The organism is Xanthomonas translucens pv. cerealis, assembly GCF_006838285.1.
Taxonomy (GTDB): Bacteria; Pseudomonadota; Gammaproteobacteria; order Xanthomonadales; family Xanthomonadaceae; genus Xanthomonas_A; species Xanthomonas_A cerealis.
Genome location: NZ_CP038228.1, coordinates 2,987,122 through 3,003,879 on the forward strand (window position 1 = coordinate 2,987,122; position 16,758 = coordinate 3,003,879).

At 69.5% G+C, this 16,758-nt stretch carries 16 protein-coding genes; 9 read left to right on the forward strand and 7 right to left on the reverse strand.

Translation table 11 applies throughout. The features are described from left to right. Positions 1–241: 241 nt before the first annotated feature. Together E4A48_RS13230 and ubiH are read right to left on the reverse strand one after the other, a co-directional pair. Positions 242–1,420 (reverse strand): UbiH/UbiF family hydroxylase, encoded by a 1,179-nt coding sequence (locus tag E4A48_RS13230; protein ID WP_039007608.1) that lies wholly within the window; start codon positions 1,418–1,420, stop codon positions 242–244. Next, positions 1,417–2,631 carry a 2-octaprenyl-6-methoxyphenyl hydroxylase gene (gene ubiH / locus E4A48_RS13235; RefSeq protein WP_058197140.1) on the reverse strand — a complete coding sequence of 405 codons (1,215 nt, stop codon included), beginning with the start codon at positions 2,629–2,631 and terminating at the stop codon, positions 1,417–1,419. Before ubiH ends, E4A48_RS13230 begins: the two co-directional genes overlap by 4 nt. 159 nt (positions 2,632–2,790) lie before the next feature. Between ubiH and E4A48_RS13240 the strand changes: the two genes are divergently transcribed. From E4A48_RS13240 to E4A48_RS13280, 9 genes are all read left to right on the forward strand, one after another. After that, positions 2,791–3,375, forward strand: coding sequence for a hypothetical protein (locus tag E4A48_RS13240; RefSeq protein ID WP_039007611.1), 585 nt, complete (start codon positions 2,791–2,793; stop codon positions 3,373–3,375). A 21-nt stretch (positions 3,376–3,396) separates the two neighbouring features. Then, positions 3,397–3,951 carry a cob(I)yrinic acid a,c-diamide adenosyltransferase gene (locus E4A48_RS13245; RefSeq protein ID WP_003472711.1) on the forward strand — a complete coding sequence of 185 codons (555 nt, stop codon included), beginning with the start codon at positions 3,397–3,399 and terminating at the stop codon, positions 3,949–3,951. 34 nt (positions 3,952–3,985) lie between these two features. Continuing rightward, complete coding sequence (locus E4A48_RS13250; protein WP_039007612.1) at positions 3,986–4,891, forward strand: histone deacetylase family protein; 906 nt, start codon at positions 3,986–3,988, stop codon at positions 4,889–4,891. A 109-nt stretch (positions 4,892–5,000) separates the two neighbouring features. Further along, positions 5,001–7,352, forward strand: a complete 2,352-nt coding sequence (gene lptD / locus E4A48_RS13255; protein ID WP_142742554.1) for an LPS-assembly protein LptD — start codon at positions 5,001–5,003, stop codon at positions 7,350–7,352. Continuing rightward, positions 7,349–8,728: a peptidylprolyl isomerase gene (locus tag E4A48_RS13260; protein ID WP_142742555.1), complete on the forward strand. Its 1,380-nt coding sequence runs from the start codon at positions 7,349–7,351 to the stop codon at positions 8,726–8,728. The genes lptD and E4A48_RS13260 overlap by 4 nt, the downstream gene beginning before the upstream one ends. Before the next feature lie 3 nt (positions 8,729–8,731). Beyond that, complete coding sequence (gene pdxA, locus E4A48_RS13265; RefSeq protein ID WP_039007615.1) at positions 8,732–9,709, forward strand: 4-hydroxythreonine-4-phosphate dehydrogenase PdxA; 978 nt, start codon at positions 8,732–8,734, stop codon at positions 9,707–9,709. Positions 9,710–9,830: 121 nt separating this feature from the next. Continuing rightward, entirely contained in the window at positions 9,831–10,625 is a 795-nt protein-coding gene (gene rsmA, locus E4A48_RS13270; protein WP_142742556.1) for a 16S rRNA (adenine(1518)-N(6)/adenine(1519)-N(6))-dimethyltransferase RsmA, read from the forward strand. Positions 10,626–10,843: 218 nt separating this feature from the next. Further along, entirely contained in the window at positions 10,844–11,227 is a 384-nt protein-coding gene (apaG, locus tag E4A48_RS13275) for a Co2+/Mg2+ efflux protein ApaG (RefSeq protein ID WP_003481580.1), read from the forward strand. A gap of 10 nt (positions 11,228–11,237) precedes the next feature. Continuing rightward, positions 11,238–12,164, forward strand: a complete 927-nt coding sequence (locus tag E4A48_RS13280; RefSeq protein WP_142742557.1) for a symmetrical bis(5'-nucleosyl)-tetraphosphatase — start codon at positions 11,238–11,240, stop codon at positions 12,162–12,164. A gap of 248 nt (positions 12,165–12,412) precedes the next feature. Here the strand turns inward: E4A48_RS13280 and E4A48_RS13285 are convergent, their stop codons facing one another. The 5 genes from E4A48_RS13285 to E4A48_RS13305 all read right to left on the reverse strand — a co-directional run bounded on the left by E4A48_RS13285 (position 12,413) and on the right by E4A48_RS13305 (position 16,687). Beyond that, a complete protein-coding gene (locus E4A48_RS13285; RefSeq protein WP_058196378.1) occupies positions 12,413–12,913 on the reverse strand; it encodes a dihydrofolate reductase in 501 nt (166 codons plus the stop codon). Between the two features lie 107 nt (positions 12,914–13,020). Continuing rightward, the gene (locus E4A48_RS13290; RefSeq protein ID WP_039007619.1) at positions 13,021–13,815 is read right to left on the reverse strand and encodes a thymidylate synthase; all 795 of its coding nucleotides are present in this window, start codon (positions 13,813–13,815) and stop codon (positions 13,021–13,023) included. After that, positions 13,812–14,693 (reverse strand): prolipoprotein diacylglyceryl transferase, encoded by an 882-nt coding sequence (lgt, locus tag E4A48_RS13295; RefSeq protein WP_039007620.1) that lies wholly within the window; start codon positions 14,691–14,693, stop codon positions 13,812–13,814. The genes E4A48_RS13290 and lgt overlap by 4 nt, the downstream gene beginning before the upstream one ends. Positions 14,694–15,239: 546 nt before the next feature. Further along, positions 15,240–15,731 (reverse strand): TPM domain-containing protein, encoded by a 492-nt coding sequence (locus E4A48_RS13300; RefSeq protein ID WP_142742558.1) that lies wholly within the window; start codon positions 15,729–15,731, stop codon positions 15,240–15,242. Then, the gene (locus tag E4A48_RS13305; RefSeq protein ID WP_142742559.1) at positions 15,731–16,687 is read right to left on the reverse strand and encodes a TPM domain-containing protein; all 957 of its coding nucleotides are present in this window, start codon (positions 16,685–16,687) and stop codon (positions 15,731–15,733) included. Before E4A48_RS13305 ends, E4A48_RS13300 begins: the two co-directional genes overlap by 1 nt. Positions 16,688–16,758 lie beyond the last annotated feature (71 nt).

Here is a 16,758-nt window from a genome sequence, read left to right on the forward strand (position 1 = left end):
TCCAGCAAGCGCGACGAACGCCGCCAGTCCAGCGGTCGCGGCTGATGGCCCGAGGCCACCCGGAGCCGCTCGTACAAAGACCGCCACACCCCTTATAGAAGCGACTTCAGCCGCCACAAGCGCAGCGGCGGATCTTCCTGCGGAACCGATGTCCCACGGCCATCCAGCGCCCCGCCTACCACCCCTGCCACGCCTGCCGCTTCCGCAGCAGCGACGCACGCCGCTCGCGCCATCCGAATCGCTACACCCCCGACGCCCGCTTCCAGAACCCATGCATCAACAGCGGCAGCCTGCCGGCCAGGCCCAGCAGCGGGCCGCGCAGCAGGGTCAGGTGCATGTCGTCGTTGGAGAACAGCCGGTTGATCGCATCGAACCCATAGGCGGCCACGGTGTTGTCGCTGCGGCGGCCGCGCGCCCAGCGCGCCAGCCGGTGCGGCGCCGACCAATCGACCCGCCGCGCCTGCGCCTGGCGCACCTGCGCGGCCAGTGCGGCGACATCCCGCAGGCCGAGGTTGACGCCCTGTCCGGCCAGCGGATGCACTACGTGCGCGGCGTCGCCCAGCACCAGCAGGCGGCCGCGGTGGTAGTCCTCCACCAGTTGCCGGCGCAGCGCGAAACCGATCCGCGGCGACAGCGCGCGCACCGCACCCAGCCGCGCGCCGAAGGCCTGGGTCAGCTCGGCGCCGAACGCCGCATCGTCCAGCGCCAGCACCCGCGCCGCCTCGGCCTCGGGCAGCGTCCACACGATCGAACTGCGGCCGTCGGCGAACGGCAGGAACGCCAGCGGCCCGCCGGGCAGGAAGCGCTGCCAGGCGGTGTCCTGGTGCGGCACTTCGGTGTGCACGAAGGCGACCACGCCGCGCTGGCCGTAGTCGTGCGCCGGTGCGTCCAGCCCGGCCAGGCCACGCAGTGTGGAATCGGCGCCGTCGGCAGCGATCGCCAGGCGCGCATCGAGCCGGCTGCCGTCGTCCAGGCGCAGGCGCACGCGCTCCTCCGCCACCTCTAGGGCCTCGACCCGCGCCGGGCAGTGCAGTTGCACGCCGGCCGCCGGCAGCGCCGTCCACAGTTGTTCGACCAGCAACGCATGCTCGACGATCCAGCCCAGCTGATCGCGGCCCAGCGCATCGGCATCGAAATCCAGTTCGCCGCCGCCACCGGCATCCCACACGCGCATGCGCCGGTAGGCCTGCGCGCGCCGCGCCAGCACCTGCGGCCACACGCCCAGCGCCTGCAGCAGCGCGGCGTTGTCCGGGGCGAACGCGTACACCCGCAAGTCCGGCTCGGCCGGCGACCAGCGCGGCGGCTCATGGCCCTCGACCAAGGCCACCGCCAAGCCTTCGGCGGCCAGCGCCAACGCGCAGGCCGCGCCGACCACGCCGCCGCCGACCACCACCGTGTCCAGCACACCGCGCCGGCTCATGGCATCGCCTCCCGGCACAGCTGCGGCACGTCGCCGCGGAAGCCCATCGCGCCGCCGACCAGGAACGACTGCAACGGCGCAGCCTGCGCCGCCGCCAGCAGGCCCAGGCTGCGCAGTGGGCGCAGCAGCGGCGCGGGGTTGGCGGTCAGCCGCGCCAGGCCGCCGGAGAAGGTCACGGTGCGCTGCCGGTCCTGCTCGCGGCGTTGTGCGTAGTGCTGCAGCAACGCCGGCGCGCCCGGATCGGCGCGGTCGCGCTCGATCAGCTCGGCCAGGGTCAGCGCGTCGCGCAGGCCCAGGTTGAAACCCTGCGCGCCCAGCGGGTGCAGGGTCTGCGCGGCGTTGCCGAGCAGCACCGCGCGCGCGTCGGTCAGGCGCTCGGCCAGCACCTGCACGATCGGATAGGCGCTGCGCTCGCCGCTGCCCAGCAGGCGGCCGACGCGCCAGCCCAGCCCGTCCTGCAGGCGCTGCAGCCAGGCGGCCTCGTCGAGTCCAGCCACGACGTCGGCCTGTTCGGCGGCGACTGCGTGGATCGCGCCATAGTGGCGGTCGCCGCGCGGCAGCAGCGCGCTCGGGCCGTCCTCGCGGAACCGCTCGTAGGCGGTACCGTCGGGCTGGCGGCTGCCGCGCACCCGCGCCACGAACAGGGTCTGGCGGAAATCGTGGCGGGCGGCGCCGATGCCCAGCGCGCCGCGCACCCCACTGGTGCTGCCGTCGGCGCCGACCACCAATTGCGCCTGCAGCACCTCGGTCACGCCGTCCTGGGCGATGCGCACGCAGCGCAGCGCTGCATCCGCGCCGGCCTCCAGCGCCACGAACTGCGCCGGCCGGTAACGGCTGACATGGGTCGCCTCAGCCAATCGCGCCTCCAGCGCCTCGCCAAAATCGCGTGCCACCACCACCTGCCCGAACGCCTCGCGCCCATAGTCGGCCGCCTCCAGCCGCACCCGGCCGAAATCGCCTTCGCGGCTAACGTGGATGCGCCGGATCGGTCCGGTCGGCGTGCGCAGCCGCTGCATCACCCCCAGCGCGCCCAGCGCGTTGACCGTGGCCGCGGCGAAGCTGAGATTGCGCTGGTCGAACACCGGCGGCAGCACGCCCAGCGGCGCGGCCTCGACCAGGCCCACGTCCACGCCCAGCCGGTCCAGCGCGATGGCCAGGCTGGCGCCGACCAGGCCGCCGCCGACGATCACTACGTCATGTCGTTTGCTCATCCGGCCATGATACGACCGGTGTCCGAATCGTCGGTGATCGGACTGCACGGTTCGCGCGTGCGCGTGGTCGGCCCCGGCGCGCGCCGGGGCCGGGCGGGCTCACTCCGCGGCGCTTTGCTTCCAGTAGAATCGTCCGTCTCTGCACCGGTGCCGCCCGCCATGACCGCTTCCCGCCACCGTCTCCCCGCCCTGCTCCTGCTGGCAGCGCTGCTGGCCGCGACCCGCATCAACCACTTCGGCGCGATCCCGGACGCCTCGTGGGCGGTGTTCTTCATCGGCGGCTTCTACCTGCGCAGCTGGACCCGCTGGGCGTTCCCGCTGCTGATGGGGCTGGCGGTGCTGGTCGATTACCTGGTGATCCGCGGCCAGGGCCTGGACTTCTGGCAGCACTACTGCGTGTCGCCGGCGTACTGGTGCCTGCTCCCGGCCTACTTCGCGCTGTGGGCCGGCGGCAGCTGGCTGGCGCGGCGCTACCGCGGCGCCGACTGGCGCGCGCTACGCCTGGCCGCGGCCAGCCTGGTGGTGGCGGTGGCGCTGTGCCACCTGATCGCGCAGGGTAGCTTCTACTGGGTCAGTCGCAGCGTGCCCAACCCGAGCGTGGCCGGCTGGTGGCAGAACTACAGCGACTGGCTGCTGCCGTACCTGGGCAGCGCGGCGCTGTACACCGCGCTGGCCGCGGCGATCCAGGTCGGCGTCGAACAGCTGGCGCGGCTGGGCCAGCGCGGCCAGCCGGCCGGTCACTGAGCCAAGGCCTGGCAGCCGGCGATGGGCAACCGTCTTTCCAAGATCTATACGCGCACCGGCGACGACGGCAGCACTGGTCTGGGCGACGGCAACCGGGTCGGCAAGGACTCGGCACGGGTAGCCGCCTACGGCACCGTCGACGAGGCCAATTCGGCGATTGGCGTGGTCCTGGCCTGTGCGCTGGCCGACGACGTGCGCCACCTGCTGACCGCGATCCAGCACCAGTTGTTCGATCTTGGCGGGGAGCTGTGCATCCCCGGTCATGCGGCGATCCACGCCGCCGACATCGACGCGCTCGAACAGCATCTGGACCGCTACAACGACACCCTGCCCGCGCTGCAGGACTTCATCCTGCCGGCCGGCGGCGAAGCCGCGGCGCGCTGCCACCTGGCGCGTACCATCGTGCGCCGCGCCGAGCGCGAGACGGTGGCGCTGTCGCGCCAGGACGCGGTACGGCCGGAAGCGATCCGCTACCTCAACCGCCTGTCCGACCTGCTGTTCGTGCTGGCGCGGGTGCTGGCCCGGGCCGATGGCCAGGGCGAAGTGCTATGGCGCCACGACCGCCGCCAGGCCTGAGCGGCCGCGGCAGCGCGCGCAGCGGACGGCCGTCATGCTGATCTATACCCATCCCGCCTGCCTGGGCCATGAGCCCGGCCCGGAGCATCCGGAGCGGCCGGAACGCCTGCAGGCCGTCACCACGGCGCTGCGCGAGGCCTTTCCCGACCTGGAATGGCGCGAGGCGCCGCTGGCCAAGCTCGGCGACCTGGCCCGGGTCCACGAGCGGGAGCTGATCGATAGCGTCCTGGCCGACATCGACGGCCATCGCATGCTCGACGTGGACACGGTGATCTCGCCCGGCTCGCGCGCCGCCGCCCTGCGCGCCGCCGGCGCCGGCCTGGCCGCGGTGGACGCGGTGCTGCACGGCGCCACCGACACCGCCTTCTGCGCGGTACGCCCGCCCGGCCACCACGCCACCGCCGCCACCGCGATGGGCTTCTGCCTGTTCAACAACGTTGCCGTGGCCGCCGCCCACGCCCGCGATACGCACGGCCTGGAACGCATCGCCATCGTGGATTTCGATGTGCATCACGGCAACGGCACCCAGGCCATCTTCGAGCGCGACCCGCGGGTGCAGTATCTCAGCACCCACCAGTCCGGGCTGTTCCCCAACTCGGGCGGGGTCCACGACCGCGGCGTCGGCAACCTGCACAACGCGCTGCTGCCGCCGGGCAGCGGCGGCTTCCGCTTCCGCAACACCTGGGCCGACCAGATGCTGCCGCTGCTGGACGCGTTCAAGCCGCAATTGCTTCTGATCTCGGCCGGCTTCGATGCGCACATGCGCGACCCGCTGGCCGACTTGATGCTGGAAACCGAAGACTTCGCCTGGCTCACCGCCGAGCTACGCGCGCTGGCGCAACGGCATGCGCGCGGCCGCGTGGTGTCGCTGCTGGAGGGCGGCTACGACCTGCAGGCGCTGCGCGAATGCAGCGTCGCCCACGTCGACGCGCTGTGCTGAGCACAGCCCGAGCGGATGAACCCTGTCCCCCGCCCCGGGGACGCCTTCATTGCCCCCATGCATGGGATGGGGCAAGCTAGCGGTCGTTTTAGCCCGATACCTGACGCGCGTGCGCCGAGCCCTCCGCCTGCTACCCCTTCCGTTCAGTATCGCCCTCTGCCTGCCGGCGATGGCGGCCGAGAAGCCACCCAATTGGGGGCTGTGCCCGACCCCGGACGTGCTGCCCAAGTTCGACGATGCGCCCAAGGTCGATCCGAAGATGGCCGCGCTCCGCGACCAGCAGCCGACCGATATCGTCGGCGACAAGCTGTCCGGCACCACCACCCTGCCCAACTACGACGGCAACGTCGCGCTCAAGCGCGGCGACCAGTTCATGGGCACCGACAGCCTGCGCGTGGACACAGAGACCGGCAATTACATCGCCGAAGGCCACGTGCGCTACCAGGATTCGTCGATCCGCATGGTCGCCGACCGCGCCGAAGGCAACCAGGACACCGACACCCACAAGATCACCAACATCCGCTACCAGCTGATCGAACGCCGCGGCAACGGCAAGGCCGACTCGGTCGACCTGCAGGGCGCGCTGGGGCAGATGCACCGCTCCACCTACACCACCTGCGATCCGTCGCAACCGGTGTGGGAGCTGCATGCGCCGGAGATCGATGTCGACAACGACGAGGGTTTCGGCACCGCGCGCAACGCGGTCCTGAAGATCTACAACGTGCCGATCCTGTACGCGCCCTGGTTCAAGTTCCCGATCGACGATCGACGCAGCAGCGGCTTCCTGTTCCCGGCGATCGGCTTGTCCGGGCGCAACGGCTTCGACTACATGCAGCCGTACTACCTGAACCTGGCGCCGAACTACGACGCCACCCTGTACCCGCGCTACATGAGCTCGCGCGGCTTCATGCTCGGCAGCGAATTCCGCTATCTGTACGACGGCGGCAAGGGCGAACTCCAGTCAACGTACATGCCGGACGACCGGTTGCGCGACAAGGACCGCGGCAAGTTCGAATACCAGGGTTACCACAACCTGGATTCGCACTGGCAGGCGCGCGCTTCGGTAGCCTGGGTCAGCGACGAGCGCTACACGGAGGACTTCTCCAGACGCCTGCTCGGCAACTCGGTGTCCAACCTGCAGAGCACGGTCGGCGTCTACGGCACCGGAGAGACCTGGACTGCCGGCCTGATGGCCGATCGCTGGCAGCTGACCGACTACACCCTGACCGAGGACGCGCTGCCGTACAACCGCCAGCCGCGCGCCTTCTTCAACTGGGACCACGCGTTCGGCAACTACTTCGAAGCCGGCGTCTACAGCGAAGCGGCGCGCTTCGTGCACGACGACGTGCATGAAAAAAGAACGGACGGCACTTACGAACGTACCGGGGTGACAACAGACAAGCCCGGCGGCATCCGCCTGGATCTCAAGCCCTATCTGTCGATGCCGCTGGCCGGCGCCGCCTGGTTCCTCAAGCCGACCGTCGCCTGGCGCTACACCGCCTACCAATTGGACAAGGATCTGGCCGCGACGCTGGGCGGCGACACCTCGCCCACGCGCAGCCTGCCGATCACCACCGTCGATGCCGGCCTGTACTTCGACCGCGACGCCAAGTTCGGCGACACCAGCTACCTGCAGACCCTGGAACCGCGGCTGTTCTATCTGTACACGCCGTACCGCAACCAGGACGACCTGCCGATCTTCGACACGCGCGAATTCACCTTCAGCTGGGGCCAGCTGTTCCGCGATTCGCGCTATACCGGCGCCGATCGCCAGAACGACGCCAACCAGATGACCCTGGCGCTGAGCTCGCGCCTGCTGCGCCAGGACGACGGCAAGGAGAAGCTGTCGGTCAGCGTTGGCCAGATCCTGTACTTCAACGATTCCAGGATCAGTCTGCCCGGCAGCAACACCAGCATCCAGCAGGGCAAGTCGGCATGGATCGCCGACGCCAACTACATGCTCAACGACCGCTGGACGATGGGCGCCACCTACCAGTGGGATCCCAAGTACCGGCGCAAGGACCTGGCCAGCTTCCGCACCCGTTACCTGCTGCCCGGCGACGGCATCATCAACGTCAGCTACCGCTTCCGCCGCGACCTGCTGGAGCAGACCGACGTGTCGGTGCTGTACCCGATCAACCCCACCTGGAGCCTGGTCGGCCGCCACTACTATTCGCTGCAAGACAGCAAGCCGCTGGAAATCATCGCCGGCGTGCAGTGGGACAGCTGCTGCCTGGCCGTGCGCGCACTGGCGCGGCGCTATGTGCGCAACCGCGAAGGCGATCTGGACACCGCGTTCCAGGTCGAGTTCGTGCTGAAGGGACTTTCCTCGCTTGGCCAGGACACGGACCGCGTTCTGCGCCGTGCTATTCTCGGCTACAACCGCGACGACCTGTACTTGGTCCCGCCCAGCAACACCACGACCGATCCGGACGCTTACGATCCGAACCTGATTCCATGACCAATACCCTTTCTACTTTCCTCGCCACCTTGCTGGCGATCGCCGGCGTGTCCGCTCCGGCCGCCGCGCAACAAACCCAACCGCTGGACCGCATCGCTGCGGTCGTCGACGAGGATGTCGTGCTGCAGAGCGAACTGGATCGTGCCGTTCACAACGTGAAGGGGCAGTATGCCGGCCGCGAAGCGCAGCTGCCGCCGGACAACGTGCTGCAACGCCAAGTGCTCGAGCGCCTGGTGCTGGTCAAGCTGCAGGTCGCACGCGCCAACAGCACCGGCATCCGCGTCGGCGACGACGAACTGAACCGCGCCATCGGCAGCATCGCCCAGCAGAACGGCACCGATGTGGACGGCCTGCGCAAGAAGCTTGCCGCCGACGGCATGGCGTTCGACGATTTCCGCAACTCGGTACGCGACGAGATCACCGTGCAGCGCCTGCGCCAGAGCTTCGCGCAAAGCCGCATCAACGTCAGCGAGAGCGAAGTGGACGCGGCGCTGGCGCAACAGGCCACCACCGGCGCCCAGTACCACCTGGCGCACATCCTGGTCGGCCTGCCGGAAGGCGCCACCGCCGACCAGATCAAGACCGGGCAGGGCAAGATCGACGGGGTCAAGAGCCTGATCGACAAGGGCGAGATCGATTTCGGCGCCGCCGCGGTGCGTTATTCCGACAGCCCCAACGCGCTGGAAGGCGGCGACCTCGGCTGGCGCAGCCTGGACGAGATTCCCAACGCCTTCGCGCAGCTGATCCGCGACATGAAGCCGGGCCAGGTCGCCGGCCCGCTGCGCGGCCCCAGCGGCTTCCAGTTGCTGAAGCTGGTCGAGATCCGCGATGCCTCGGCCAACCCGGAAAAGAAGACGGTTACCGAGTACCACGCCCGCCACATCCTGATCCGGGTCAACGAAGCGCAGCCCGACGCCGCCGCCAAGGCCAAGATCGAGACCCTGCGCGCGCGCATCGCCGGCGGTGCCGACTTCCAGGCCGTGGCCAAGGAGTCGTCCGACGACGCCAACAGCCGTGGCCAGGGCGGCGACCTGGGCTGGTTCCCGGTCGACGCGTTCGGCCCGGACTTCGGCCACCAGATCGAAGGCCTGAGCGACAACCAGATCTCGCAGCCGTTCCGCACCGAGGCCGGCTGGCACATCGTGCAGCGCGTGGCCACGCGCCAGACCGACGTGACCAGCGACAGCCAGCGCGCCCAGGTCCGCGAGACCATCGGCCGCCGCAAGCTGGAAGAAGAGTACAACCGCTTCCTGCAGGAAATGCGCGGCGAAGCCTATGTGAACCTGCGCGTCGGCGGTGCCGAGAGCGCCGCTGCGCCTGCGGCCGACGCCACCGCGCCGGCGGCAACTCCGGCACCGGCCGCCGCCAAGAAGTAAGCCGTGCTGCCCCCGCTCGCGCTGGTGCCGGGCGAGCCGGCCGGGATCGGCCCGGAACTGTGCGTGCGGCTGGCGCAACAGCCGCGACGCGACTGCCAACTGCTGGCCTTCGCCGATCCCGATAGCTTGCGCGCCGCCGCGGCGGCGCTGTCGCTGCCATTGCAGCTGCTGCCCGACTCCACCCCGGCCCTTGCACCCGGCGACCTGCGCCTGCGCCCGGTGCGCAACGCGCTGCCGAGCCGCTTCGGCCATACCGAACCGGCCAATGCCGCCGCGGTGATCGACGCGCTGACCCAGGCCGCCGACGCCTGCCTGCGCGGCGAACTGGCCGGCCTGGTCACCGGCCCGGTGCACAAGGCGGCGATCAACGCCGGCGGCATCGCCTACACCGGCACCACCGAACTGCTCGCCCGCCACGCCGGATGCGAGGTGGTGATGATGCTGGCCAACGACATCGTGCGCGTGGCCCTGGCCACCACCCACCTGCCGTTGCGCGCGGTCGCCGATGCGCTGACCCCGGCATTGCTGGAACGCTGCCTGCGCATCGTCCACGCCGCGTTGCGCAGCGACTTCGGCATCGCCGCGCCGGTCATCGCGGTGCTCGGGCTGAACCCGCATGCCGGCGAGGACGGGCATCTGGGCCGCGAGGAAATCGAGGTGATGGCGCCGGTCCTCGACGCCTTGCGTGGCGAAGGCATGCGCCTGCTCGGCCCGCTGCCGGCCGACACCGCGTTCCTCCCGCAGAAACTGGCCGGTGTCGATACGGTGCTGGCGATGTACCACGACCAGGGCCTGCCGGTGCTCAAGTACAGCGGCTTCGAGCGGGCGGTGAACCTGACCCTGGGCCTGCCCTACCCGCGCGTGGCGGTCGATCACGGCACCGCGCTGGAGCTGGCCGGGCGCGGCATCGCCGACCCGTCCAGCCTGTTCGCCGCGGTCGCGCAATGCGCGCAATTGGCCGCACGCAGCCCGCTTCTGTAGGAGCCCGCTTCTGTAGGCCACTTCAGCCGCGACAGGCGCTATCCGCTAGTCCCGGTCCCGGCTGAAGCCGCTCCTGCAGGGCAGCGCGCGCCTTCGTCCCCCATCCAGATAAGATGCCCGCATGACTTCCTATTCCGGCTTCAGCGCCCCGGCCAAGAAATCGCTTGGCCAGCATTTCCTCAGCGACCGCCACTACATCGACAGCATCGTGCGTGCGGTCAACCTCAAGCCGGACGAGCTGCTGGTCGAGATCGGCCCCGGCCAGGGCGCGATCACCTTCCCGCTGCTGCGCCGCCACGGCCGTCTGACCGTGATCGAATTCGACCGCGACCTGATCGCGCCCCTGACTGCCGCGGCGGAAGGGGTCGGCGCACTGACCATCCTCAACCGCGACGTGCTGTCGGTGGATTTCGCCGAACTGGCCGGAGCCGGCCGCATCCGTCTGGTCGGCAACCTGCCCTACAACATCTCCTCGCCGATCCTGTTCCATGCGCTGGACCACGCCGCGGCGATTGCCGACATGCACTTCATGCTGCAGAAGGAAGTGGTCGATCGCATGGCTGCCGGTCCGGGCAGCAAGGTCTATGGCCGGCTCAGCGTGATGCTGCAGGCGTATTGCGAAGTGACCTCGCTGTTCGTGGTGCCGCCGGGCGCGTTCCGGCCGCCGCCGAAGGTCGATTCGGCGGTGGTGCGGCTGGTGCCGCATGCGCCGCAGGACATCGGCATCGCCGACCGGCGGCGCTTCGCCGACGTGGTGCGCGCAGCGTTCGGGCAACGCCGCAAGACCTTGCGCAATGCGCTGGGCGGGGTCTGCGACGCGGCACAGTTCGAGGCCGCCGGGGTCCGCCCGGATGCGCGCGCCGAGCAGCTGGAAGTCGCCGATTTCGTGCGCCTGGCCAACGTGGCGCAGGCCTGAGTCCCGCCGGGTCGGCGCGTCGCAGCGCGATCCGCATCCATCCGCGCCAGGCGCACGCCACAGCACGAACATCGCAGCAGCGCGGGCGCAGATCGCAGTGCGCGACCGGCCAAGGCCACGCGTCACCACGCGCAGCGGCCGCAGCGCGCGCTGTCTGCAGTGCGCTCGTAGACAGCGCGCCGTCCATTCCTGCGCCGGCTTTGCTTACACTGTGTGGCATGAACGATGATGCCCCCTATCGGATCGAGGTCGAAGTGTCGCCCCGGTTCCTCGACGACCAATCGGCGCCGGAGGACGGACGCTACGCGTTCGCCTACACGATCCGCATCCACAACCGCGGCCGCGTCGCCGCGCGTTTGATCGCCCGGCACTGGGAAATCACCGACGGCAACGGCCGCGTGGAGCGCGTGGACGGCGACGGCGTGGTCGGCGAACAGCCGCGACTGCGTCCCGGCGAGGACTTCCGCTACACCTCCGGGCTGATGCTGGAAACCGAGCACGGCACGATGCGCGGCCACTACGACATGGAAGCCGACGACGGCACCCATTTCGTCGCGCCGGTCGCGCCGTTCGTGCTGACCATGCCGCGGACCCTGCACTGATGGCATCGGCATGAGCGTGTGGGCCATCGGCGACCTGCAGGGTTGCTACGACATCACCCAGCGGCTGCTGGAAAAGATCCGCTTCGATCCGGCGGTGGACCGGCTGTGGTTCTGCGGCGACCTGGTCAACCGCGGCGGGCAGTCGCTGGAAACCTTGCGCCTGGTGCACTCGTTGCGCGCACACAGCGTGGTGGTGTTGGGCAACCACGACCTGTCGCTGCTGGCGATCGGCGAGCGCAGTCTGGACGAACAGCGCAAGGTCAATCCGGACCTGCAGCGCATCGTGCTGGCCGAGGACCGCGACGAACTGCTGACCTGGCTGCGCATGCAGAAACTGCTGCACGCCGACCGCGAACTGGGCTGGATGATGATCCACGCCGGGCTGGCGCCGAAGTGGACCACCACCCTGGCCGAGAAGCATGCGCGCGAGGTCGAGCAGCAGCTGCACGGCAGCGGCTACCGCAAGCTGTTCCGCAACATGTACGGCGACCGCCCAGCCTGGTCGCCGGGACTGACCGGCTACGACCGCTCGCGCGCGATCATCAACCTGTTCACCCGCGCCCGCTATTGCACCCCGCGCGGGCGCATCGCGATCGAGGAGAAAGGCACGCCGGGCACCCAGGCGCAGGGCCTGTATCCGTGGTTCGAGGTGCCTGGCCGCGTCGAGCGCGACCTGAAGATCGTCTGCGGCCACTGGTCCACGCTGGGCCTGACCATCACCCAGGGCGTGCACGCGATCGACACCGGCGCGGTGTGGGGCGGCAAGCTCACCGCGCTGCGCCTGGACAGCGAAGACCTGCAGGTGGTGCAGGTGCCGGGACGCCCGATTGAGGGACCGCCGCCGGTGCCGCGCGCGCGACCGCCGCGGCGCAGAACCGGCAGTGGGCGCAGTACGGGTGGTGGTGCCACTACACCGCCGCCGCCCACTCAAGACTGACAGAACCGTCTGAAGCATTTCGGTCGCGATGGATGCTGTTTGTGGGAGCGACTTCAGTCGCGACGGGCGCTACCGGTAAAGCCCGTCGCGACTGAAGTCGCTCCCACAACACTCCGCTGGCTGCAAATACCCAGTCGAAAATGCTCTAAGCAAGGCCGCACTGCTGCGGCGCTTGCGGCGGGGGAAAATCCCGATGGTCTCAGGCAATCGACTCCCTCGACGCATCACCAGTCGCCAACCCCAATCCGCTACGACGCGCTACGCCTGCGCCGGTAATCCACGAATTCGAACGCCAGCGCATGCTTGACATCGGCCGCGTGCGCCTGCCGCGCCACGACCTCCCACTGCACCGGATCGAACACCGGGAAATGCGCATCGGCGCCTTCGACCAGCGTGTCCACATGGGTCAGGTACAGCATCTCGGCGTGCGGCAAGGCCAGCGCGAAGATGTCGCCACCGCCGATCACCGACAGCTCCTCGGCGCCGCTGGCCTGCGCCACCTCGATCGCGGCCTGCAGCGAAGCGACCGCCTGCATGCCCTCGAACGGCACCTGCCCGGAGCGCGTCATCACCAGATTCAAGCGCCCCGGCAGCGCTCGGCCCAGCGACTGCGCGGTCTTGCGCCCCATCAGCACCGGCTTGCCCAGGGTCAGCGCCTTGAAGCGCTTCAGATCGTCCGGCAAGCGCCACGGCAAATCGTTGTCGCGGCCGATGGCGTTGCCGCGATCGAGCGCAGCGATCAGGATCAATCTGGACTCGGGACGCGGGGCGCGGGACGCGTCCCTCCCCGTCCTCGCCGATACCACCACTGTTGCGTTTTCCGAGTCCTGAGTCCCGAGTCCCGAGTCCCGGCTACTCATACCGCCACCGGCGCCTTGATCGCCGGATGCGGGTCGTAGCCCTCGATCGCGATGTCGTCGTAGGTGAACGCGAACAGATCGGTGACGTCAGGATTCAGGCGCAGCGTCGGCAACGGCCGCGGCGTGCGCGCCAACTGTTCGCGCGCCTGCTCGAAGTGGTTCGAATACAGGTGCGCGTCGCCCAGCGTGTGCACGAAATCGCCGACGCCCAGGCCGGTGGCCTGCGCCACCATGTGGGTCAGCAGCGCGTAGCTGGCGATGTTGAACGGCACGCCGAGGAAAATGTCGCCGCTGCGCTGGTACAGCTGGCAGCTGAGCTTGCCGTCGACCACGTAGAACTGGAACAGGCTGTGGCACGGCATCAGCGCCATCTGCGGCAATTCCGCCACGTTCCAGGCGCTGATCACCAGCCGCCGCGAATCGGGATTGCGCTTGATCTCATCCACCAGCCATTGCATCTGGTCGATTTCGCGGCCGTCGGCGCCGGTCCAGCGCCGCCATTGCTTGCCGTACACCGGGCCGAGTTCGCCTTGCGCATCGGCCCACTCGTCCCAGATGCTGACCTTGTTGTCCTTGAGGTAGGCGATATTGGTTTCGCCCTTCAGGAACCACAGCAGCTCGTGCACGATCGAGCGCAGGTGCAGCTTCTTGGTGGTCACCAGCGGGAAGCCGGCGTTGAGATCGAAACGCATCTGCCAGCCGAACACGCTGCGCGTGCCGGTGCCGGTGCGGTCGGATTTCTCCGCGCCGTGCTCAAGCACGTGGCACAGCAGGTCCAGGTAGGCCTTCATGGCGTGGCGTCCACTGCGACCGGCGCTGGCTGCAACACGGGCGCACGGCGCGAGCGCCATAGCAGGAACAGGCCGAGCAGGATCAGCGGCGTGCTCAGGATCTGGCCCATGGTCAGCCAATGGAACGCCAGGTAGCCGATCGGCGCATCCGGCACGCGCACGAACTCCACCGCAAAGCGGAACACGCCGTACAGCAGCGCGAACAGGCCCGACACCGCATAGCGCGCGCGCGGCCGCAGCGAGAACGACCACAGCACCACGAACATCACCAGGCCCTCCAGCACCACCTCGTACAGCTGCGAGGGATGCCGCGCGAACTTGTCCAGCGCACCGCTGGCGTACTGCGCCTGGATCTGCGCCAGCGGCCAGTCCTGCAGCTCCGGCGCGCGCGGGAAGATCACGCCCCAGCCGGCGTTGGTGAACTTGCCCCACAGCTCGCCGCCGACGAAATTGCCGACGCGGCCGAAGCCCAGCCCCAGCGGCACCAGCGGCGCGACGAAATCCATGGTGTCGAAGAAATGCAGGCGCGACTTGCGCGACCACCAGGCCGCGGCCACCAGCACGCCGATCAGGCCACCGTGGAAGCTCATGCCGCCATCCCAGACTTTGAAGATCAGCAGCGGGTTGGCCAGGAAATCATGCAACGCGTAGAACAGCATGTAGCCGATGCGCCCGCCGAGCACCACGCCGAGCATCGCGTAGAACAGGAGGTCGGAAAACCCGTCCATGTCCACGCCGGGCAGGCGGCCGGCACGGATGCGCAGCCGGCCCAGCCACCAGGCCGAAGCGAAGGCGGCCAGGTACATCAGCCCGTACCAGTGCACCTTCACCGGGCCGAGCGAGAAGGCGATGGGATCGATCTGGTGGAGATAGGTCATGCGGGGAGCGTCGGCCGGAGGGCGAGGGTCGCCTATTCTGCCACCGGCGCCGGTCACTACCATGGTCTTGGTCGACTTGAACGGTGCTCTCCTTCATCTGCCGGCAGGCGCAAGCGTCTGCCACCGGCGCCGGTCACTACCATGGTCTTGGTCGACTTGAACGGTGCTCTCCTTCATCTGCCGGCAGGCGCAAGCGTCTGCCACCGGCGCCGGTCACTACCATGGTCTTGGTCGACTTGAACGGTGCTCTCCTTCATCTGCCGGCAGGCGCAAGCGTCTGCCATCGGCGCCGGTCACTACCGTGGTCTTGGTCGACTTGAACGGTGCTCTCCTTCATCTGCCGGCAGGCGCAAGCGTCTGCCATCGGCTCCGGCTGCTACCGTGGTCTTGGTCGACTTGAACGGTGCTCTCCTTCATCTGCTGGCAAGCGCAAGCGTCTGCCATCGGCTCCGGCTGCTACCGTGGTCTTGGTCGATTTGAACGGCGCTAGGCTTCATCTATGGGCCAGCGCGACCCGCATCGCAGCGCGTCATGCCGCGGCGGCGCTCAATCCAGCAGTTGCGGCATGTTCGGCAATTCATCGGACTCGGCCTGGCCTGGCTGCGCAGGGAAATGCGTGACCAGCAAGGCCGACACCGCCGCCACTCCGGCGATCACCGCCTGCTCGGGCTGGCCGGCACGCATGTCGCGCTCGATCAGCGCGCAGACGTCGCGCCATTGCGCTTCGTCCACACGCCCGCGCAGGCCGCGGTCGGCCACGATCTCGATCCGATGGTCGGCCAGCAGCAGGTAGATCAGAACGCCGTTGTTGGCCTCGGTGTCCCAGGCGCGCAACTGCGCGAAGGCCTGTTCGGCGCGCGTGCGCGGCGCCATGCCGCGCAGCAGCGCCGCCGGCGCCAGCGCCGATTCGACCGCGAACATCACCTGGCCGCGGTGCAGCCGTTCGCCGTCGGCGATCGCCGCGCCGATGCGCTCCAGGCTGGTGTTGGGGAACAGCCTGCGCGCTGCCGGCGCGCACAGATGACGGAGCAGCCGCATCACCAACTCCCGGAGGCGCCACCGCCTCCCGAACTGCCGCCGCCACCGCCCCAACCGCCGTCTCCACCGCCGCCGAAGCCACCACCACCACCACCGAAGCCGCCGAAGCCGCCACCGAAACCGCCGCCGCCCCAGCCGCCTCCCCCCCAACCACCGCCACCGGCGGAGCGGCCGGGAGAGACGCCCGACAGCAGTCCCAGCACCAACCCGATCGCGCCGGTCAGCGCGGCGACGAACAGCGACAGACTCAGCAACAGGCCCACGCCGCCGCCGGCGAGTGCCGCCAGCACCCCGCGCAGCGGCCGCGGCGCGCGTGCAAACAGCAGTTGCGCGACGAAGGCGGCGAACAGGCCGGCGAAGAAGCCCAACGGCAGCTTGCCGTTGGACCGCGAGTCGGACGCATGCGTGCTCACCGGCGCCGGCAGCTGCTCGCCGTCGATCAGCTTGACCAGCATCGCCGTGGCCTCGGCGATGCCTCCGCTGTAGTCGCCGGCGCGGAACCGCGGTGCCAGGTACTCCTGGATGATGCGGTTGGCGGTGGCGTCGGGAATCGCCCCTTCCAGGCCATAGCCGGGCTGGATGCGCACGCGCCGGTCGTCCTTGGCCACCACCAGCAACACGCCGTCGTCCACGCCCTTGCGGCCGATCTTCCACGTGTCGAACACTCGCTGGGTGTACTGCTCGATCGTCTCCGGCGCGGTGCTGGCGACCACCAGCACCTGCAGCTGGCTGCCCTTGCGTTGTTGCAGTTGCACCGCCTGCTGCTCCAGCGCGAGGCGCTGGGTCGGCTGCAGGGTGCCGGTGGTATCGACCACCGGCGTGTCCAACGGCGGGATCGGCGCCTCGCTGCTGGCCTGCGCCCAGGCCAGCAGCGGCAGCAGCGCCAGCAGCAGCGCTCCGATCCAGGCACGCCGGCCGCGGCGCGCAGGGCGCTGGCGGGTGATCGCATCACGCATTGCAGACTCCTGCCGACGCAATCGCGCGGCGGCATCGAAGGGAAGAAAGCACAGAGGCGGCGCGCCAGCGG